This is a genomic window from Streptococcus sanguinis SK49 (assembly GCF_000212815.1).
Classification (GTDB): domain Bacteria; phylum Bacillota; class Bacilli; order Lactobacillales; family Streptococcaceae; genus Streptococcus; species Streptococcus sanguinis_C.
In genome coordinates, this window is sequence record NZ_GL890985.1 from 1,112,866 (window position 1) to 1,134,062 (window position 21,197).

Genomic DNA, 21,197 nt, shown 5'->3' on the forward strand with positions numbered 1-21,197 from the left:
GAGAAAAAATGTTTAAAAGAAGTTATCGGAAAAATATCGGTCTTATGGCCGGAGTAGAATTTTTTGCTTTTCTAGGCATTACTAGTTTTTGGATTTTATTTCTAAGTCAAAACGGCATGTCCCTTTGGCAGATTGGGCTTTTAGAAAGTATTTTTCATGCAACTAGCGTTATTTGTGAAATTCCTTCAGGGATGTTGGCGGATCGTTTTTCCTACAAGACCAATCTTTATCTGAGCCGGATAGCCGGGATTGTGTCTTCTGTTCTCATGTTGGCCGGGCAGGGGAACTTTTGGATCTATGCACTGGCTATGGTTATTAGTGCTTGGTCCTATAATTTTGATTCGGGGACAAGCGCAGCCATGGTCTATGATTCATCTGTGGAGGCCGGACTCAAGGAACGTTACTTATCCATCTCCAGCTTTATGTCTGGAGTGGCTGAAGCGACCCGGTCTTTGGGAACGGTCTGGGCTGGATTTTTTGTCCATGGACAATTGCATCTGACCTACTATATCATGATTGGAACCTCTATTATCGTTCTTTTCTTGACCTGGATGCTGAAGGAGCCAAGTGTCAAAGCAGAGAAAGCGGAACGTCTGACCATGAAAAAAATTATCTGGGCTGTCAAAGAGGAGTTGCAGAGAAATCCCAGCCTTTTTATCTGGATTATTCTTTCCCAAATCATCGGAACGCTGATGTGTATGTTTTATTTTTATTATCAAAATCAATTGCCTGACTTAAAAGATTGGCAGATTTCGGTAGTCATGCTGATTGGCAGTGCTTTGAATATCTTGGCGGTCTATCTGGCGAGTGTGATTGGAAAGAAGTATTCTGCCTTAAAACTTTTTCCTTCAGTGGTTCTTCTAACCGGAGCAAGCTACCTGCTGTCCTATTTTGGAACTCCGATCATTTATATTTTGATTTATCTAATCAGCAACGCCTTGTATGCTCTTTTCCAGCCGATTTTTGACAACGATTTACAAAAGCAGCTGCCAAGTGAAGTGCGGGCGACCATGCTCAGTGTTTATTCTATGATGTTCAGCCTGAGTATGATTGTTAACTTCCCTATGACAGGCTGGTTGATTGATTACTTTGGCTTCGACTGGACTTTTATAGCTTTGGGCAGCTTCTTATTGGCAACGACACCATTTTTGCATTCGGGATTAAAGAAAATAAGCCAGAGCTTACAAGAAGTCTAAGATTAATGTTCTCTTTCTGCTGGTCAGAAGGAGAATATTTTTTAGCCTTTGAAAATTATGGTAAAATAAATACAGTTAAATGGAGAAGTAGGCAGTATGAAAGATTTATTGAAATATTTCAAGGGCTATATCAGAGAGTCTTTGTTGGGGCCCTTGTTCAAGCTTTTGGAAGCCAGTTTTGAACTGCTGGTTCCGATTTTGATTGCGGGGATTGTGGACGAGACCATTCCTAGACACGACAGCTCCCATCTCTACTGGATGGTTTTTCTTTTGATGGGCTTGGCTGCTCTGGGCGTGGTGGTAGCAGTTGTGGCCCAGTATTATTCGTCAAAGGCGGCAGTTGGCTTTACTCGTCAGATGACAAGCGACCTCTATCAAAAAATCCTGCGTTTGCCCAAGGCTAGTCGGGATGAGTTGACGACTTCTAGCTTGGTAACTCGACTGACGAGTGACACCTATCAGATTCAGACGGGCATCAATCAATTTCTTCGTCTCTTTCTGCGGGCGCCCATCATCGTTTTTGGCTCTATCATTATGGCCTTTACTATCAGCCCGGTCATTACCTTGTGGTTCTTGCTCATGGTGGCAATTTTAACGGCTATTATCGTTTTCATGTCTCGTCTGATGAATCCCCTCTATGCCAAGATTCGTCAGCTGACTGACCAGTTGGTCAATCTGACGCGTGAGCAGCTACAGGGCATGCGGGTTATACGGGCTTTCGGTCAGACTCAGCGTGAGATTCAGAGTTTTCGCAATCGCAATGAGCTCTATAAAACCTGGCAAATCAGGACGGGAGCTCTGGCTAGTCTGATTAGTCCTCTGACCTTTCTTACAGTCAATGGTACTCTGATTGCTGTGATTTGGCAGGGGAATAGCTTTATCGGCAAGGGCTTGCTGACCCAGGGGATGCTAGTAGCCTTGGTTAATTATTTATTGCAGATTTTGGTGGAATTGCTCAAGCTGGCTATGCTGGTCAACTCGCTCAATCAAAGCTATATCAGTGCTGGTCGTATCAGTCAGGTATTCGAGCAAGCAGAAGAAGATGTCCTGCAGGAATTAGTGCAGGAAACTGCTCTGCCAAATCAAGCTATAAAAGTCCAGCAGGTCAGCTTTTCCTATCCAAATGCAGCTAGTCCAGCCTTGACTGGTCTGACTTTTGATTTGAAAAAAGGTCAGACTTTGGGGGTTATTGGTGGGACAGGTTCAGGGAAGTCTACTCTGGTTCAGCTGCTGGCTCATCTCTATCCAGTGGCTGCTGGTCAGTTGACCATCTTTTCCCAAGGACGCAGTCCTAAAAATCTCAGAGAATGGCGGTCTTGGATTAGTCTGGTGCCTCAGAAGGCGGAGCTTTTCCAAGGAACTGTCCGCTCCAATCTGACTTTAGGATTGTCAACCAAGCCAACAGACGCAGACTTGTGGCAGGCTTTAGAGATTGCTCAGGCGACAGACTTTGTCTCTCAGAAGGACGGGGTCTTGGATGCGACTGTAGAGGCCTTTGGCCGGAATTTTTCTGGCGGTCAGCGTCAGCGTTTAACCATTGCAAGAGCTGTCTTGCGGAGGGCGCCTTTCTTGGTTTTAGATGACGCAACCTCTGCTCTGGACTATCTGACAGAGGCCAGACTCCTGCAAGCTATTAAGAATGAATTGACTGAGACCAGTCTGGTCTTGATCTCTCAGCGGACCAATAGCTTGCGCTCAGCGGATCAAATCTTAGTGCTGGATAAGGGTGAACAGGTGGCTCTTGGTCGCCATGAGGAACTCTTAGTCAGCTCTGCCATTTACCGAGAAATCCATAATTCACAGCATAGTCAAGGAGAGGAGGGCAAGCATGAAGCATAAGACATCACCTAGCAGCTTGAGGCGTTTAACTCGAGACTTGCTGCAGGCGCGCTGGCTCTTTCTCCTAGCTAGTCTGGGAACAGTGGCTCAAGTGGCTCTGACTGTTCTTCTTCCAGTTTTAATCGGGAATGCGGTTGATAGTGTTCTTCTTCCTCAAGCGGATCAGCATTTGATGCCGATTTTGGGCCAGATGTTGTTGGTCATCTTAGCCAATACGCTGATTCAGTGGCTCAATCCCTTGCTCTATAATCAGCTGGTTTATCGCTATAGCCAGCAGCTCCGTCAAGGTGTTATCAAGAAAGTTCATTATCTACCTTTGGCCTATCTAGATCGGCAGGGAACAGGCGACTTGGTTAGTCGGGTGACGACGGATTTGGAGCAGCTCAGCAATGGCCTACTTATGGTTTTCAATCAATTTTTTGTAGGTTTGCTGACCATCTTAGTGACTATCATTAGCATGGCCAGATTGGACTTTTTCCTCTTGCTTTTGGTTCTGCTTTTGACGCCCCTTTCTCTCTTCTTAGCTCGCTTTATTGCCAGAAAGAGTTTTAGCTTTTTCCAACGTCAGACGCAGGCGAGGGGAGCGCAGACCCAGCTGATTGAGGAAAGTCTGACCCAGGAAAGTCTGATCCAGGCTTTTAATGCTCAGGAGCAGTTTGATACAGCTTTTACTCGCAGCAACCAAACCTATGCAGACTATTCTCAGGCGGCTATTTTCTATTCTTCGACGGTTAATCCTTCGACTCGTTTTATCAATGCCCTGATTTATGCTTTGATTGTAGGCTTTGGGGCTGTCCGAATCATTCAGGGAACAGGTTTTACGGTTGGGCAGCTGGTAACTTTTCTCAACTACGTCAACCAGTACACCAAGCCTTTCAATGATATATCGTCTGTCATGTCGGAATTGCAGAGCGCTTTAGCTTGTGCGGAGCGGATTTACAGCATTTTAGATCAAGAAGAAATAGCGGAATCTGGTCAGGAAATCCTCCAGTCGGAAGATGTCAGAGGACAGATTAGCTTTGAGAATGTGGCTTTTGGCTATGAGACTGGTAAAGAGCTGATTCAGGATTTGAATATAAGGATTCCAGCAGCTAGCAAGGTCGCCATTGTCGGGCCAACTGGTGCTGGCAAGTCAACCTTGATCAATCTCCTCATGCGCTTTTACAATGTAGACAGTGGTCTTATTTCGTTAGACGCTACTCCCATCAGCTATTATACTAGAGCCTCTTATCGTCAGCAGTTTGGTATGGTACTGCAAGAGACTTGGCTTAAGACGGCAACCATTCATGATAACATAGCTTTTGGCCGGCCAGATGCCAGCCGAGAAGAGGTCATTGCAGCTGCCAAGGCGGCCAATGCTCATTTCTTTATCCAGCAGCTGCCTCAGGGGTACGACACCTACCTAGCGGATGCTGGGGACTCCCTTTCTCAAGGTCAGCGGCAGCTCTTGACCATTGCCCGTGTCTTCCTTTCCGTTCCTAAAATCCTAATCTTGGATGAGGCGACTTCCTCCATCGATACTCGGACAGAAGTCTTGATTCAGGAGGCTTTCAGCAAGCTCATGGTTGGACGAACTAGCTTTATCATCGCCCACCGTCTGTCCACTATTCAAAATGCTGACATCATCCTCGTCATGGTAGACGGTGATATCGTCGAGCATGGTAATCATCAGGAGCTCATGGCAGCCAGAGGTGTTTATTACCAAATGCAGACGGCGCAGGAGTAGAAGAGGAGCTTTATTAAAGTTCACAGATTGATGCTAAACAGAATTAAAAGAGTTGGAATTTCCAACTCTTTTTGCTTATAATTCAACTTCCTCCAACCCTGTCTCCGTCAGTCGATAAATCTTCTGGCAGACTTCTTTGAGAAAGATACGGTCATGGGAGACAGCGATGATGGCGCCAGGATAGGTCGCCAAAAGCTGGCGAACCTGGGGCTGAGATGTGGGAGAAAAGTTGCGGGTTGGCTCGTCCAGAAGGAGGATATTGGGACGGTCTAGGACTAGTTTGAGCAGGAGGAGCTTGGCTTTTTGACCGCCGGAAAGCTGCCCAATCGGGTGACGGGCCTCGTCGCGCGTGAACTGGAGACTGGCTAGATGCGTCAGGATTTTCTCCTCCTGGGACTTGTCGCCAGAGGGAGCCAGAAAGTCCAAAGGGCTGCTCTCATCAGCCAGCAAGTCACCATAATGCTGGGGCATATAACCGACCTGCATATCTGTCCGCTCACGCAGGATCTTCCATATTTCCTTAAGCAGAGTGGACTTGCCTGCGCCATTAGCACCAATCAGTCCGATTTTTTCCTGGCCGCAGACCTCCAGAGTCAGGTTCTCTGCCAGTTGTCGTTCATCTATTTCCAGTTTCATTTCTTCTAATTTTAGGATTCTTTTGGTCAATGGCAGAGCTTCTATGTCTGAGAAGTGAAGGCTGATGACATCTTCCTGTGTCGGGATTTCGGTCATTTCAGCACCTGCCTTTTCAAATCGTTTGCCCTGCGAGAGGATGTTTTTCATCTTCTTGGCTACCAGTCGACCTGCAGTAGCATCATGGGTGTTTCGTAAAGTATGCTCCACACTCTGCTTAACCCGTCGGTGTTTTTCCATGGTCTTGGCGTGTTCTTCCCGCTCTTTCCGTGCCAATTGACCTTGTTTTTCAAAGGATTCCTGACGCTGATGGCGGTAATTTTCATAGTCCAGACTCTTGATGCTGGTTCTAGCCTCCTGCTTCTTTTTGATTCGTTCCAGATGAACAATCTTGGTCGCAACTTGAGCGAGAAAGTGCTCGTCGTGAGAGACGAAAAGGACCGTTCTCTGGCTGTGGCTGATAAAGTTTTCCAGCCAAGTCAGAGTTTCGAGATCAAGGTCATTGGAGGGCTCATCAAGAAAGAGAATGTCCCAATCACTGGCTAGTTTCTTGATGAGTTGGACCTTGAGTTTTTCTCCTCCAGATAGGCTAGAGAGCCGCTGCTGACTGGCAAAACGCTGGCAGTCAAAGTTGAGCTCCCCAGCATAGCGGTAGAGCTTGGCATAGTCCAGTTCGGTCTCAAAATCAGCAAAGAAATAGTCATTGAGCGTCAGTTGGGCATCCTCTGAAGGTAGCTGCTGGGGCAGGTAGACAGCAGCAGTATAGGACTTATCAATCTGTCCGCTGTAGCTGACATAGGAGCTGACCAGTCGCTCGTCTAGCAAGAGCTTGAGCAGGGTGGACTTGCCATTGCCCTCCTCACCGATAATAGCGACCTTGTCTCCTTGATTGACAGTCAGTGACAAATCTTTGACTAACTCCTTCAGGTCTTTTAGGTGGGTGATCGTTAGATTTCTTATTTGAAGCATAGATGTCTCCTTCGTTTTATAACACAAAATACAGCCCTGCTTTATTTAGCAGAGCTGTTTTTAGTTGCACAAAGCAGACACAGGAGTGTCTAAGTAGGATTATTCGTTCATAGGCTTCCAGCTTACACTGTCATAGGAGCGACAGGATTAATCTAAAGATAAGCAAATAAAAGCTAGAAAGCACAAAAAAATGAACATCCCGCGGATATGCAGAAACATGACAAAATCTACTAAATAAAGTTTCCTTTAAAAAATAGACTTAATTTTTCATGTCTCCGTGTACCTCCGAAATAGTTCTGTCTTAAGTCTAGCAAAAGATAGTAGATTCGTCAAGCGCTTTCAAAAAAATAAAAATTTTTTAAAATTTTTTGGAGCAATTTTTATAAACTCTCTAAAAATATTGATTTCAAGGCTTTTCAGCTGTTTTTGATATATAATTTTTTAATTATATAAAAATTTGACATATACCAGAAAATTATATATAATCGTCTTGTATATAAAAATTATATATATAAAAAATGATTATACAAATAGGCCTAAAATTTGTAAAAGATAAGAAGAGCTGGAATGTGATAGATTCCAGTTGTCATTTTAAATTGTATCTAAGGAGTAAGAAACCATGCCAAAAACTTTATTTCTCTGGCTTTTGACAGTCCTAAGCTTAGGGCTAGTAAAAACGCCTCAAGCTAAGACGATGGAGCAATCTTTGAAGTCTAACACGGCGGTCATTCAGATTAGCCAAAAAATTCAGGACTATGTCAAGAAAGATGAAGCGACAAGGGTGGCTGTAGAAGCAGTGACTTTTGATTAGATGATGCAAATCATTGCATAAGAAAGGAGAAAGCTATGTTAAGAATTTTTATCCGAATGGTATACAGAAGTATCGCCTATGCGATTGTTGAAGCTAAATAGAAAGGAAATATCATGAAAAAATCATTTATTCTAACACTTTTAACGATTATAACTCTAGGACTCTTCCGGCCGGTTACAGCCTTGGCTGAGGAGCAGAAGTTGCCGTCTGGTACGGAGCGCAGCCAAATTGGTCAAAAAATCCAAGACTTTGTCAAGGAACATGAAAAGACAACAGCCGGTATGGCAACAACCATTTTTGACAAGGACGGGACTATTTACCAAGGCAGTTTTGGATATATGAACAAGGAAAAAGGCATTAAAGCCGACGACAACAGCGTCTTTGAATGGGGGTCAGTCGGGAAACTAGCTATCTGGGTCTCTGTCATGCAGCTCTGGGAAGAGGGTAAGATTGACCTTGACGAAGACATTCGCACCTATCTGCCAGAGGGATTTATGAAGACTTTGCGCTACGACAAGCCCGTTACTATGATAGACCTCATGAACCATCAGGCCGGCTTTGGCGAGTCTACTCATGCCTACAAGGAAGATAAGGGCTTGTCTATTGAGGAGATTCTGGCAGTTAATCAGCCAGAACAGTCCTACGAGCCCGGCACCATGACAGCCTACTCAAACTTTTCTGCTAGTCTGGCAGCCTACATCGTCGAGCGAATATCTGGTCAGGACTTCTCAGCCTATGTCCATGAACATATCTTCCAACCACTAGGGATGAAAGACACTGCTCTATCAGCCGACTTTAAAGAAAATCCAAAGATTTACCAGAAGCGGATGGAGCAAATCTCTTATCGGGCGGACGGGACATCTATGGGAACTAGCTATTTTCATTTAGGACTTTACCCGGCAGGGAATGCCGTCTCTACTCTGGCTGACTTCCAGAAGTTTGCCCAAGCGCTTTTGAAGAAAGAAAAGCTTTTCAAGCACGCTGAGACTTGGACAACCCTTTACACGGCAACCTCGAATTATCCAGGAACGGATATGCCGCTCAATATGCACGGATTTTGGACACGGGAGTACGGCACGACGCTTGTTGGCCATGGAGGAAACTCAACTGGCTACTCATCTTATATTCTGCTGGACTTGAAAAATGGTATAGGTATGACTATTATGACGAATCAAGATCATGAGTTGGTTTATAACTATGAAATGCCAGCCTTGGTTTTTGGACCTAAGAAAAAGACGGACTCAGCCACCTTTGACAAATTCCAGTCTGGAAATTACCGATCTGCTCGCTACTTTGCCAGTGGTCCTATGTCTATCTCCAGAACCTTGCTTTACACTCAGTTTGTCAAGAAATCTAAGGACAATCCGCTTTTGACCCAGAATTTTTCAGTAGTCAGCGGTAGTGGAGACGAGACTAAGGTAACAGCTTCCTATGGCGATAACTTCAGAGTCAAGGATAGCGAGATTCTGAAAGACTGGTCCTTGCTTATTTCAGCAGCAGTCGGAATTGTTTTCAGTATCATTCTCTTTTTGGCACGGGGCGGACTGGATCTCTTCCGCTTGGTCTTCAAAAAAGGCCAATCTAAAACACCAAAACATCTTCGCATCTGGACTTATCTAACTTCTTTAGCTGGAGTAGGTGTGGCTATAAACTTCCTCCTCCTCTTTAACACATTTGCTACCGACGATCTGAGCTTTCTAGCTAGCTGGCGCTACATTGTCTTTGCTGGTCTGGGATTGATTCTGGCTGGCTGTGCAGTCTTCCCGCTTCTGACCAAGGCAAGAAAAGGGCTGAGTAAGAGCCGACTCTACCTAACTGTCTTGACTAGTCTGTCAGCTCTAGCTATTGTTGTCAATATTCTCTACTGGTCACTTTATCAGTGGTGGGCATTGTGATTATTTGCTTGTCTTTTCTGGGGGAATGGACAATCTTGTGAAGGAATATCTCATGAGGTAAATCGTTTGATTAATTCTTTTTACAATCTTAAGGTTAGTGATTTTTCAACAGGAGCTGAAGTACAATAGCTGTCTTTTATACAGAGCGCGGCTAAACGAGGCAAAAAAATCAAGGACCTTATCAGAGTACAAAAATCAAACCATTTAAAGGAGAAAGTTCTATGACCAATGAAACAAGAATAGAACCACAACCAAAACTAGTCTGGCCGTTCCTAGTCTGGAACTTCGGCTGGACTTGGGGATTTATGTTGCTAGCTATCATTCTCAAAAATCTCTGGCCGGAAAATCCACCCGTACTCTATCTGACTCTGGAGGGCCTCCTATCTAGTCTCAGTATGTTCGGACCGGTGATAGCAAGCCTAATAGTGCTGAAAATAAAAGGCTTCAAAGCCATCTGTTCCTTTATCTTCTCAAGCAAGAAAGGGACTTGGCTCTATCTCCTACTCTTCAGTGGAAGTCTGGCAGTGACTTTTGCATTAGCTTCCGGAGGCAAGCTGGTAGACGGAGCTCTGCTTTCATTTATTGGATCCTTTATCTACCTTATGACCTTGGCTGGTGGCATGGAAGAGCCTGGCTGGCGAGGCTTTCTGCAGCCGGCTTTGGAAAAGAAGTTCTCTATGCTTATCGCCTCCTCAATAACTGGACTAGCTTGGGCTTGCTGGCATATTCCTCTCTGGTTTTATGACCGCTTTTATGATCGAAGTCAGAATCCCTTTCTAGTCTATACCATTGTAACTATAGTCCAGTCCATCTGGTTTGCTGCACTGCATAAGAAGACGAAGTCTGTCCTTGCCTGTATGATTTTCCATGCCCTACTAGATATTCTGATAGAAACGTTTGTCGGCATCAACCTAGCTGATAAGTTTGATTTCTCTCAGGTTAACACTCTCTTTTACCTTGGCGGCTTGGGTATTCTGACCCTTTACAGTATTTATCTCTGGTATCGGGCGTATAAGCAGGCGAAAAATTCATGATTAAAAAACAAGAATAAGCTGATTCTAAAATTGAAAGGAGACTGCACAAATTATCTGAACTTAGCTCATGTGAATCTTTGAGTTGAACAGAAAGGAAATGCTATGAAAAAATCTATTCTAATCATTCTTTTAACCATTTTGACGTTAGGAATCTTCCGACCGACCGCTGCTTTAGCTGACTCGCAGAAGCTGCCGTCTGGCACGGACCGCAGCCAAATCGGTCAGAAAATCCAAGACTTTGTCAAGGAACATGAAAAGACAATGGCCGGCATGGCAACAGCAGTCTTTGATAAAAACGGAACCATCTACATGGGAAATTTTGGCTATGTGAATAAGGAAAACAAAGTCAAAGTTGACGATGACAGTGTTTTTGAATGGGCTTCAATCACTAAACTGACGGTCTGGGTATCGATCATGCAGCTCTGGGAAGAGGGCAAAATCGACCTAGAAGCAGACATTAAAACTTATCTGCCAGAAGGCTTTCTCCGCAATCTTCGCTATGATAAGCCTATCACCATGCTGGATCTGATGAACCATCAGGCTGGCTTTGATGAAATGCCACTCTATAAAAAGGGAGACAAGAGCGACTTGGAAGAGCAGTTCCGTGATTACCAGCCTATTCAGTCCTTTGAGCCGGGTACGACGACATCATACTCTAACTTCAGCACGGCTTTGGCATCTTATATCGTGGAGCGGATATCTGGGCAAAAGTATGCAGACTATGTCCATGAGCATGTTTTTGAGCCGCTGGACATGGATCGGACTGCTATCTTGCCTGACTTATCGGACAACGCTTATGTACAGGAAAAGCGCAAGGAGGATAAGGGCTATGATGACCAAGGTAAGCTCTTGGGTGATACACCATTTAAGCTCTGGATGTACCCAATCGGAGGGGCTGTGGGGACTCTAGGAGACCTGCAGACATTCGCCCAGGCCTTGCTGGAACGTAAGGCGCTCTTTCATCGTCCAGAAACTTGGACCGAGCTTTACTCAACAACCTCTACTCACCCTGGTACGGATATTGTTCGTAATGCTCATGGCTTTTGGGCCAGTCACTACGGTGTTACCTTGCTAGGACACAGTGGTAATGCTGATGGCTTTTCTAGCTATCTCTACTTAGATCTGAAAAATGGCATCGGCCAAGTCATCTTAACCAACCAACTATATGAACAAGTTTACAATGTTCAAATGCCGGAGCTGATATTTGGCAAGATGCAGACTGTCAGTCAAGCTACTAAAAAGCAATTCAAGCCTGGCTCTTACCACTATCTGAGAAGCTATAATAGGGGGCCACTGTCCTTCATGCTCATGATCCCTGGGGCCATCCAAAAGATCAACAAAGTATCAGATCAGCCAGATCTGTTGAGCACTTTCTGGACCATAGACAGAAGTCAAGGTGCTGATCGCCTCGAATTTGGTGTCCTTAATGCAGGAAGGATTTCCGATTCAGTTCTCTTTAGGCATTATCTAGTCGTGTTTCTCGGAGGTCTGGCACTCGTGTTTGCTCTGGGAAATGTCTTGATTAGTTTTCTGATTGGCAGTTTCCGTCTCATCCTGCGTAAAGCAAAAAGTTCGGCTCCTCGCTCTTGGAAGGTCTGGAATTGCCTGACCTCTCTAGGAATGCTGCTGTTTGCTGGCAATCTCATTCTGCTTTTACTGGCTGCCATGAACCAGGACTACTCAATTGTTCAATCTTGGCGTTATATGGTCTTTGCCGGTCTGGGACTGTTCTTAGCAGGCTGTGCGGTTTATCCTCTCTTTAGCAAGACTCGAAAGGATCTCGGAAAAGGTCGCCTCTTTCTGACAGTTCTGACTAGTCTATCTGCACTCGCTATCGTAGCTAATATTCTCTACTGGTCACTTTATCAGTTCTGGGTGATGTGATAAGTTGCCTGTCTTCCTTTGGGAAGGTGGGCTTTGTCTGTGTAATTCTGCAAAGGAGAATCGCATGAAAAAATCATTTATTCTAACGCTTCTAACGATTATAACTCTAGTACTCTTCCAGCCGGTTACAGCCTTGGCTGAAGAGCAGAAGCTGCCTTCGGGCATAGAGCGCAGCCAAATTGGCCAGAAAATCCAAGACTATGTCAAAGAGCACGAAAAGACAACAGCCGGCATGGCAACAGCTGTCTTTGACAAGGACGGCACTATCTATCAAGGAAACTTCGGCTATATGGATAAGGAAAAGGGAATCAAAGCCGATGATGACAGTGTCTTTGAATGGGGCTCCGTGACTAAGCTGACTGTCTGGGTCTCTGTCATGCAGCTCTGGGAGCAAGGTAAGATTGACCTAGAAGAAGATATTCGCACCTATCTACCAGAGGGCTTTCTTAGAAATCTCCGCTATGACAAGCCCATTACTATGCTGGATTTGATGAACCATCAGTCTGGATTTGACGAAGCCCCTCTCTATATGCAAGGGGGCAAGAGTTTAGAGGATTTGCTGCTTCAATATCAGCCAGCTCAGTCCTTTGAGCCGGGTACAACGACAGCTTATTCCAACTACAGTACGGGGTTAGCAGACTATATTGTGGAGCGAATTTCTGGGCAATCTTTTGTTGATTATACCCACGAGCATATCTTCCAGCCTCTGGGCATGGAGAGAACGGCCATAGCTCAAGACTTGTCTGACAATGCTTATGTCCAAGCCAAGCGCAAGGAAGTAAAAGGATATGCGACAGATGGCAGCCTGTTAGGCGATGCACTTTATGAAGTCGGTCTGTATCCAGTTGGTCGGGCAACAGGAACATTGAGTGATTTTCAAAAATTTGCTCAGGCCCTGCTAAGTCGTAAAAGTCTCTTTACTCGGTCGGAGACTTGGACAACTCTCTATTTGACAACAGCAACCTATCCTGATACAGATATTGTTCGTAATGCTCATGGCTTCTGGGCCAGTAAATTTGGCGTTACAGTGCTAGGGCACGGAGGGAATACAAATGGTTTTTCCAGCTATCTCCTGCTGGATCTGAAGGATGGTATCGGCCAGGTGATCATGACCAATCAAGGTGTGGAAGAAATTTATAATGATGGCATGCCAGAATTGATTTTCGGAAAACGTCCGACAGCCAGTGCAGAGACTCAGAAAAAGTTCGAATCAGGCTATTATCAAATCCTTCGGAATTTTAATCAAGGTCCGCTTTCTTTGTATCAGCTCTTTCCAGGTAATATGCTTCATATGAAGAAGCCGTCCTCAGAGCGAATGGATCGTTCGTTTTGGACTATTTATAAAAGTGGAAATGGAAAAACGCGAATCGCTACTCCGGTCAGTGATTTCGAGAAAGTCCCTGACTGGGAAATCTGGACTAAGTTTGGGTTGATTGCTTTGGCAGCTCTTAGTGTCGTTTATGCTTTGGGTAATCTACTTGTGCGGCTTGTGCTAGTCCTCTATCGACTGGTCTTTGGCAAAGAAAAAAGCAAGCAAAATCGAGCTTGGAAATGGTGGCACATCTTGACAGCTGCAGGAGTAGTGGTCTCAGCTGGAAATTTACTCTTGCTCCTGCTTAGTTCAAGCACTACGAATCTCAGTATCATCGCTCAGTGGCGTTATATGGCTTTTGCAGGTTTGGGATTGTTCTTAGCAGGATGTGCGGTTTATCCGCTCTTTAGCAAGGCTCGAAAGAGTCTCGGAAAAGGTCGCCTCTTCCTGACAGTTCTGACCAGCTTATCCGCCCTCGCTATCGTAGCCAATATTCTCTACTGGTCGCTTTACCAGTGGTGGGTGGTGTAGTTTAAAAATTTTGAACCAAGAAAAGAGCCGGCATATAAGCTGGCTCTTCGTTTGGTTTTATACATTCAGTACTTTGTCCAAGAAGTCCTTGAGACGTGGATGCTGCGGATTGTCAAAGATTTGGTCAGGCTTGCCGTCCTCTAGGAATTCACCATCAGCAGTAAAGATAACGCGGTTGGCTACTTGACGGGCAAAGCCCATCTCATGGGTCACAATCAGCATGGTCATACCTTGCTGAGCCAGATCCTTCATAACGTTGAGAACATCGCCGACCATTTCAGGGTCAAGGGCAGAAGTAGGCTCATCAAAGAGCATGATGTCTGGATTCATGGCCAGACCGCGGGCAATTGCTACCCGCTGTTTTTGACCGCCGGATAGACTGTCTGGACTGGCATCAGACTTATCAGCTAGGCCGACCTTTTCCAAGAGCTCCATCCCCAGCTTATTTGCTTCGTCTTGGGTTAAACGTTTGTGCTCAACAGGAGCAAAGGTGATATTTTCCAGAACAGTCATGTGCGGGAAGAGGTTGAAGTGCTGGAAGACCATACCGATATTTTCTCGGACCAGATCCACGTCAGTCTTCTTGTCTGTCAGATCAAAGCCATCAACCGTGATGGTTCCGCTGGTCACTTCCTCTAGCAGATTGAGACTGCGCAGAAAGGTTGACTTACCAGAACCGGAAGGACCGATGATGCAGACCACATCGCCCTCGTAGAATTTAGCAGTAATCCCCTTTAGGACTTCGTTTTCCCCGTAGTATTTATGAAGATCGTTCACATCGATTTTTAATTTTGCCATTACTTAATCCTCTTTTCTAAGCGTTTTGCCAAGCGGGTCAAGAGCGTGATAATGATGAGATAGAGCACGGCTAGGATAGCATACATCCGGAAACTCTGATAGTTACGGGCGATGATGTCTTTACCTGTTTTGAAGAGCTCGGCCAGTCCAATAGCTGAGACAATCGTTGTATCCTTGAGCGCAATGACAAACTGATTGACAAAGTTTGGCAACATAATCTTGGTTGCCTGTGGCAGGATAATCTTGCGCATGGTCTTGGAGTAGGAAATCCCTAGGCTACGGCTGGCTTCCATCTGTCCAACAGGAACGGCCTGAATACCTCCACGGACAATTTCTGCGATATAGGCGCCGGCATTGAGAGAGAGGGCGATAGTTCCTGCGACGAAAGCATTGATTGGGCTTTGTTGACCAGTCATGGATTCGATTAGGTTAGGAATACCCCAGAAGATAAAGGCTGCCACAATCATCAGTGGAATACCACGAATGACATCGACAAAGATTTCTGCAATCCAGCGCAGCGGTTTATAAGGGCTGACGCTGAACATACCAAAGATAATCCCGATGACCATAGCAATCGCAAATGAAATCAGAGCCAAGGCAATCGTCACTCCCAGACCTTTAAGAAGTTCTTGGTAATTATTTTGCAGCAAGCCCCAAATAGTGGACTCATCTACAGTTGATTCCTTTTCCTCGCTAGCCAGATACTTGTCTAAAATCTCTTGGTACTTGCCGCTTTCTTTCAGGTTGGCCAGCCCATTGTTAAACATCTCAATCAGCTCAGGATTGCTGCCTTTTTTTACTGCGAAAGCGACTTGGCCACTTGGTGTACCTTCAATAGGTGTTTTAAGTTTCTTGCCTTGTTTGATAGCGTATTTGACAACGGGCTCATCATCCATTACAGCTGCGACGGAGCCAGTATTAAGGCTGTCATACATGGAAGCTGCATCTGAGAATGTTTTAATAGAGTAGCCGTACTTACTCTTGTTTTCCTCAAGGAAAGTCTGAGAAGCGGTACCAGTTTTGACACCGACTGTCTTGCCCTTGAGTTCCTCGTAGGACTTGATATTGCTGCTGTCCTTGACTGCCAAGATAGAGTTGGCCGTATAGTAAGGATCCGAATAGTCAAAAGTTTTCTTGCGGGCATCAGTGACAGACATGCCGGCGATAATTCCGTCAGCCTGACCGGTCTGAACGCTATTAATAGCTGCATCAAAGCCTGGATTGGTGACTTCCACAGTAAAGCCTTGGTCTTTGGCAATAGCCTTAATCAGCTCCATGTCAATACCAGTATATTGGTTGCTGTCATCTTGGAAGACAAAAGGAGCAAAAGATGAGTCGCTGGCAATAATGTATTTGTCTTTTGTCGGAGTAGCTTTTTGACCCGCAGGAGTAGAAGTCTCTGGAACGGCAGAGTCAGAGCTACCTTTAGAAGCCGTCCATTTATTAATGATTTCTTCTAGACTGCCGTCTTTCTTCATCTGTGCCAAAGCTTCGTTAAACTCAGTAACTAGGTGCTCGTGCTTGCTGCCTTTTTTGACACCGAAAGCAAAGCTACCAACAGCCTCACCCTTCATAGAAATTTTCAGGTTTTGGCCTTGATTGATGGCGTACTCAATGACAGGCTGATCATCCATCACTGCATCAACATCACCAGCAGAAAGGCTATTATACATCAAGTCACCTGTGTCAAAGGTTTTGAGAGTGAAGCCGTACTTATCCTTGCTCTTCTCAAGGAAACGTTGGGCAGCTGTACCGGTTTTGACACCGACTTTCTTCCCTTTCAGCTGTTCATATTTGCTGATGGTGTTTGCCTTGGTCGTCGCGATAACGACTTTGGTGTCGTAGTAGGTATCAGACATGGTAAAGACTTTTTCACGCTCGCTTGTCTTGGTCATACCAGCCATGATGGCATCCGCCTGGCCGGCTTGGACCGCATTGACAGCTGCATCGAAGCCTGGGAAACTCATGTCAATGTCCCAGCCTTTGATTTCTGCGACCTTGTTGATGATATCAACGTCAATCCCCTTGTAAGTCTGATCAGAATCTTTAAATTCAAATGGTGCGTAAGCAGTATCGGATACGATTTTGACCGTATCTGCCTGGGCTGTCGCCCCTAACGCAAAAAATGGAAATAATGTTAGCAAGACTGCTAAGAATTTTTTCTTCATTTTCTTCCTCCTTTTTAGCATTCTAGCATTATAGCAAAAAAACACTGATTAGGCAAATTTCTCCTGTTTTTATGTTAGGTTTTCTAACATAAAAACTCTCCGTATTTCTCGAAAATGCCCGCAACTTTTCTTTGTACTTAAAGCAAAGTCTGCTATACTGGAAATGAATGAAAGCAAGGATAGAATGAGGTTCTTATGAAAAAATCACGTATCTTGGACGGAGTCGATCAAGCTCGCTTTGTCCCGCCTTATATTTTGTCTCTTTTACTAGCTGTTATTTTTGTGCAAGGAGGACAACAATTGGCCTATCTGGCTTTGGAGCCGATTTCTGCTGTCCTAAGTCTTATGCTAGGTTTCTTAGGTAAAGTCGGATTCTTTGAAATCTTCTTCAATTTTGCCCTGCCTTTTCTCTTATTTGGCTTTGTATTTATGATACTGGCTCTCTTTCTCTGGGTACGCTGGGCTGAAGGACGACCGCTCGTGACTCTGGGCTTTGTTAAAAAAGGAAGCTTGGTGGAGCTGGTCAAAGGATTGGCAGTAGGTTTTCTCCTCTTTAGTCTAGTCGCTCTGCTTATGCTGTTGAGCGGAGCTGGCTCTTTTGAATGGGGACAGCTGACACTGGAAGCTTTTCTCTATATCTTGATTTTGCTTCCGCTTTGGATGATTCAGGGTGGAGCAGAAGAGCTAGTGACAAGGGCTTGGCTGCTGCCAGTTGCTGTCAAAAAGACCAACCTGCCCATCGGTTTGCTGACTTCAAGTCTGCTCTTTGCCCTCTTGCACCTAGGCAATCCAGATATTGGTATTCTCCCCATTATTAACGTTGCTTTATTTGGACTCTTTGCAAGTCTCTATCTGCTCCGGACGGACAATGTCTGGGGGATTATAGGGCTTCATGCAGCTTGGAACTTTAGCCAAGGCAATATCTACGGTTTCAGCGTTAGTGGTACGGGTGTTGATGCAGCAGTACTGAACTTTATCCCTAAGTCAGAATGGAGCTGGCTGACTGGTGGAGTTTTTGGTGCTGAAGCTTCTATTTTCAGCTCGTTCATTCTCTTGTTAGCCGTGCTTTACTTGCTTTTCAAGATGAAAAAAGATGGCAGTTTGACAGGGTTAGTGGGAAAGACAGAATAACTATTCGAACGGCACTCTTTTGCTAATCCTAAAATAATATGCTATAATAAATAAAAATAAGGAAAGGGATGTGTATATGTTTAAATCTCGTATGTTGGATGCTATCAAGCAATCGCGTTATATTCCGCCGATTTGGTTAGCTATCTTGATTGCTATTGGCTTTGTTTATGGAGGAGGAATTTTAAGTTTTGTCGGAATGTTGCCAATCGGTATCATTGTCGGACTCTTATTTGGCTTTGCAGATCCGACGATTAATCGGACAGAAGCAATGGCAGACATTAGTCACTATACGGTCTTTTTTCAGCTAGCTGGTTTCTTCTTTATCGCCCTAGCAGTTTTCCTCTGGGTTCGGTATCGTGAGAAGCGTCCTTTTTCTAGTTTGGGATTCTATAAACAAGACTGGTTCAAAAATCTCCTCAAAGGCTTCCTTATTGGAGCCGTTCAGTTTTCACTGGTTGTTGTCTTGCTCTTGGTAACGGGGACAGGCAGTCTGAAATTAGGTCAGTTTAATTTACAGTCTTTGATTTTTGTCCTAGCTATCATTCCTTTCTGGATTCTCCAAGGTGGGACAGAAGAGCTAGTGACGCGTGGTTGGCTCTTTCCAGCAGTTAGTGCTAAGTCAAATATCTTCGTTGGTATCTTGATTTCTAGTGCTCTATTCGGGGCACTGCACCTCTTTAACCCTGGTGTGACCATTCTTTCTATTGTCAATATCGTGCTAGACGGTATCTTTGCTTGTTTCCTTATGCTCAAGTATGATAATATGTGGGTACTGGCTGGTATGCACGGCGCTTGGAATTTTGTGCAAGGAAATATCTATGGCATTCAGGTCAGTGGTCAAGGAGCATCTACCTCTATCTTGAACTATAGCTCACAATCTTCTGTGGATTTATTGTCCGGTGGAGCTTTTGGTGCTGAAGGATCTATTTTTGCCAGTATCGTCCTGATTGGCTGCATTGCCTATCTCTACTGGTCACTTAAAAAAGAAAATCGCCTGCCTCAGGCGCTAATCTTTAAGAAATAACCATTCCGCCTAGTTTAGCTGGGCTTTTTTTATGTCTTTTAACGAGATGTGTGACTAGGGACAGAAGATGGTAGAAGCGTGGCCATTCTACCTACACCCAAATCCAGAGAAAATAGGGCAAATATGGTAAAATGATAGAAGCACAATTTGAGGAATAAAAGATGATTAACAGAATAACAGATAATAAATTTGAATTGGTTTCCAAGTACGAGCCTTCAGGAGATCAGCCCCAGGCTATCGAGCAGTTGGTGGATAACATCGAGGGGGGCGAGAAGGCCCAGATTCTTATGGGAGCGACTGGTACTGGTAAGACCTATACCATGAGTCAGGTTATCGCTCAGGTCAACAAGCCGACTCTGGTGATCGCCCATAATAAGACCCTGGCCGGCCAACTTTATGGTGAGTTTAAGGAGTTCTTCCCCAATAACGCGGTGGAATACTTCGTTTCCTACTATGATTACTACCAGCCTGAGGCCTATGTGCCTTCCAGCGATACTTATATCGAAAAGGATAGCTCGGTCAATGACGAGATTGATAAGCTCCGTCACTCAGCGACATCAGCCCTCTTGGAGCGTAACGATGTGATTGTCGTGGCTTCGGTCTCTTGTATCTATGGTCTGGGATCGCCTAAGGAATACTCTGACAGCGTGGTAAGCCTACGTCCAGGCCTAGAGATTTCCCGTGACAAGCTGCTTAATGATCTGGTAGATATCCAGTTTGAGCGCAATGACATTGACTTTCAGCGGGGGAAATTCCGGGTTCGTGGTGATGTGGTGGAGATTTTCCCAGCTTCTCGGGATGAGCATGCCTTTCGGGTAGAGTTTTTCGGAGATGAGATTGACCGGATTCGTGAGGTTGAAGCCTTGACAGGCCGAGTCTTGGGTGAGGTGGATCATTTGGCCATCTTCCCAGCCACCCACTTCGTGACCAATGAAGACCACATGGAAGTAGCCATTGCTAAAATTCAGGCCGAGCTTGAGGAGCAGCTTGCTATCTTTGAGAAGGAAGGCAAGCTTCTGGAAGCCCAGCGCTTGAAGCAGCGCACGGAGTATGATATCGAAATGCTGCGCGAGATGGGCTATACGAATGGTGTTGAGAACTATTCTCGCCATATGGATGGTCGAAGCGAAGGAGAGCCGCCTTATACCCTTCTGGACTTTTTCCCTGATGACTTCTTGATTATGATTGACGAGAGTCACATGACCATGGGACAGATTCGGGGCATGTACAATGGTGACCGCTCTCGTAAGGAGATGCTGGTTAATTATGGTTTCCGCCTGCCGTCTGCCTTGGACAACCGTCCGCTGCGCCGGGAGGAGTTTGAGAGCCATGTTCACCAGATTGTCTATGTATCGGCTACGCCGGGTGACTATGAGAAAGAGCAGACGGATACTGTTATTGAGCAGATTATCCGGCCGACTGGGCTTCTGGATCCAGAGGTGGAAGTCCGCCCAACTATGGGGCAGATTGATGACCTTTTGGGAGAAATTAATGCCCGTGTCGAAAAGAATGAGCGAACCTTTATCACAACCCTGACCAAGAAAATGGCGGAAGACTTGACGGACTACTTCAAGGAAATGGGTGTCAAAGTCAAGTACATGCACTCAGATATCAAGACCTTGGAACGGACCGAGATTATTCGAGACCTGCGCTTGGGTGTCTTTGACGTTCTGGTTGGGATTAACCTACTGCGCGAGGGAATCGACGTTCCAGAGGTTAGTCTGGTGGCAATTCTTGATGCAGACAAGGAAGGTTTCCTCCGCAACGAGCGTGGCCTGATCCAAACCATTGGACGGGCAGCCCGCAATAGTGAAGGACATGTGATTATGTATGCGGACACCATAACCCAGTCCATGCAGCGCGCTATTGATGAAACTGCCCGCCGTCGGGCAATCCAGATGGCTTATAATGAAGAGCATGGCATTGTACCGCAGACCATTAAGAAAGAAATCCGTGACCTGATCAGTGTGACCAAGGCTGCCTTGCCAGACAAGGAAGAAACTGTCGAAATCGAAAGCCTCAACAAGCAAGAACGCAAGGACATGATTAAGAAACTGGAAGGTCAGATGCAAGAAGCTGCTGGACTTCTCGACTTCGAACTAGCTGCACAGATTCGCGATATGATTCTGGAAATAAAAGCGATGGATTAGAAAATATAGTTAGCACCAAAGTTGCAAGCTAAGCTCTTAATTGCTTCTCTAGTCAATGAGTCACTATGTGAAAAAAAGTTAGAGAAGTTTAAGTGG

General features: G+C 45.2%; 14 protein-coding genes. 11 read left to right on the forward strand and 3 right to left on the reverse strand.

Annotated elements, in window-relative coordinates; genetic code table 11:
- Positions 1-8 precede the first annotated feature (8 nt).
- The 3 genes from HMPREF9380_RS05490 to HMPREF9380_RS05480 all read left to right on the forward strand — a co-directional run bounded on the left by HMPREF9380_RS05490 (position 9) and on the right by HMPREF9380_RS05480 (position 4,761).
- A complete protein-coding gene (locus HMPREF9380_RS05490) occupies positions 9-1,196 on the forward strand; it encodes an MFS transporter (protein ID WP_002933423.1) in 1,188 nt (395 codons plus the stop codon).
- A gap of 96 nt (positions 1,197-1,292) precedes the next feature.
- Positions 1,293-3,035 (forward strand): ABC transporter ATP-binding protein, encoded by a 1,743-nt coding sequence (locus tag HMPREF9380_RS05485; protein ID WP_002933425.1) that lies wholly within the window; start codon positions 1,293-1,295, stop codon positions 3,033-3,035.
- Positions 3,025-4,761 (forward strand): ABC transporter ATP-binding protein, encoded by a 1,737-nt coding sequence (locus HMPREF9380_RS05480; RefSeq protein ID WP_002933427.1) that lies wholly within the window; start codon positions 3,025-3,027, stop codon positions 4,759-4,761. Before HMPREF9380_RS05485 ends, HMPREF9380_RS05480 begins: the two co-directional genes overlap by 11 nt.
- 75 nt (positions 4,762-4,836) lie before the next feature.
- Here HMPREF9380_RS05480 and HMPREF9380_RS05475 read toward each other — a convergent pair whose 3' ends face one another.
- Complete coding sequence (locus HMPREF9380_RS05475) at positions 4,837-6,363, reverse strand: ATP-binding cassette domain-containing protein (protein WP_002933430.1); 1,527 nt, start codon at positions 6,361-6,363, stop codon at positions 4,837-4,839.
- 619 nt (positions 6,364-6,982) lie between these two features.
- On the opposite strand from HMPREF9380_RS05475, the gene HMPREF9380_RS05470 reads away from it, so the two are divergent.
- The 5 genes from HMPREF9380_RS05470 (at position 6,983) to HMPREF9380_RS05450 (ending at position 13,830) form a co-directional block, all read left to right on the forward strand.
- Positions 6,983-7,174 (forward strand): hypothetical protein, encoded by a 192-nt coding sequence (locus HMPREF9380_RS05470; RefSeq protein ID WP_002933432.1) that lies wholly within the window; start codon positions 6,983-6,985, stop codon positions 7,172-7,174.
- A 113-nt stretch (positions 7,175-7,287) separates the two neighbouring features.
- On the forward strand, positions 7,288-9,069 hold the full coding sequence (locus HMPREF9380_RS05465) for a serine hydrolase domain-containing protein (RefSeq protein ID WP_002933434.1): 1,782 nt from the start codon (positions 7,288-7,290) through the stop codon (positions 9,067-9,069).
- Between the two features lie 221 nt (positions 9,070-9,290).
- A complete protein-coding gene (locus tag HMPREF9380_RS05460; protein ID WP_002933435.1) occupies positions 9,291-10,103 on the forward strand; it encodes a CPBP family intramembrane glutamic endopeptidase in 813 nt (270 codons plus the stop codon).
- Between the two features lie 102 nt (positions 10,104-10,205).
- A complete protein-coding gene (locus HMPREF9380_RS05455) occupies positions 10,206-11,987 on the forward strand; it encodes a serine hydrolase domain-containing protein (RefSeq protein ID WP_002933436.1) in 1,782 nt (593 codons plus the stop codon).
- Positions 11,988-12,051: 64 nt separating this feature from the next.
- Positions 12,052-13,830 (forward strand): serine hydrolase domain-containing protein, encoded by a 1,779-nt coding sequence (locus HMPREF9380_RS05450; protein ID WP_002933437.1) that lies wholly within the window; start codon positions 12,052-12,054, stop codon positions 13,828-13,830.
- Positions 13,831-13,887: 57 nt separating this feature from the next.
- On the opposite strand, the gene HMPREF9380_RS05445 is transcribed toward HMPREF9380_RS05450, so the two are convergent.
- Together HMPREF9380_RS05445 and HMPREF9380_RS05440 are read right to left on the reverse strand one after the other, a co-directional pair.
- Positions 13,888-14,628 carry an amino acid ABC transporter ATP-binding protein gene (locus tag HMPREF9380_RS05445; protein ID WP_002918861.1) on the reverse strand — a complete coding sequence of 247 codons (741 nt, stop codon included), beginning with the start codon at positions 14,626-14,628 and terminating at the stop codon, positions 13,888-13,890.
- Positions 14,628-16,796: an ABC transporter substrate-binding protein/permease gene (locus tag HMPREF9380_RS05440; RefSeq protein WP_032907352.1), complete on the reverse strand. Its 2,169-nt coding sequence runs from the start codon at positions 16,794-16,796 to the stop codon at positions 14,628-14,630. The genes HMPREF9380_RS05445 and HMPREF9380_RS05440 overlap by 1 nt, the downstream gene beginning before the upstream one ends.
- A gap of 195 nt (positions 16,797-16,991) precedes the next feature.
- Here HMPREF9380_RS05440 and HMPREF9380_RS05435 point away from each other — a divergent pair, with 195 nt between their 5' ends.
- From HMPREF9380_RS05435 to uvrB, 3 genes are all read left to right on the forward strand, one after another.
- Positions 16,992-17,927 carry a CPBP family intramembrane glutamic endopeptidase gene (locus HMPREF9380_RS05435; protein WP_002933441.1) on the forward strand — a complete coding sequence of 312 codons (936 nt, stop codon included), beginning with the start codon at positions 16,992-16,994 and terminating at the stop codon, positions 17,925-17,927.
- Positions 17,928-18,003: 76 nt separating this feature from the next.
- Entirely contained in the window at positions 18,004-18,951 is a 948-nt protein-coding gene (locus HMPREF9380_RS05430) for a CPBP family intramembrane glutamic endopeptidase (protein ID WP_002933447.1), read from the forward strand.
- Positions 18,952-19,112: 161 nt separating this feature from the next.
- Positions 19,113-21,101: an excinuclease ABC subunit UvrB gene (gene uvrB, locus HMPREF9380_RS05425; protein ID WP_002933449.1), complete on the forward strand. Its 1,989-nt coding sequence runs from the start codon at positions 19,113-19,115 to the stop codon at positions 21,099-21,101.
- Positions 21,102-21,197: the final 96 nt, after the last annotated feature.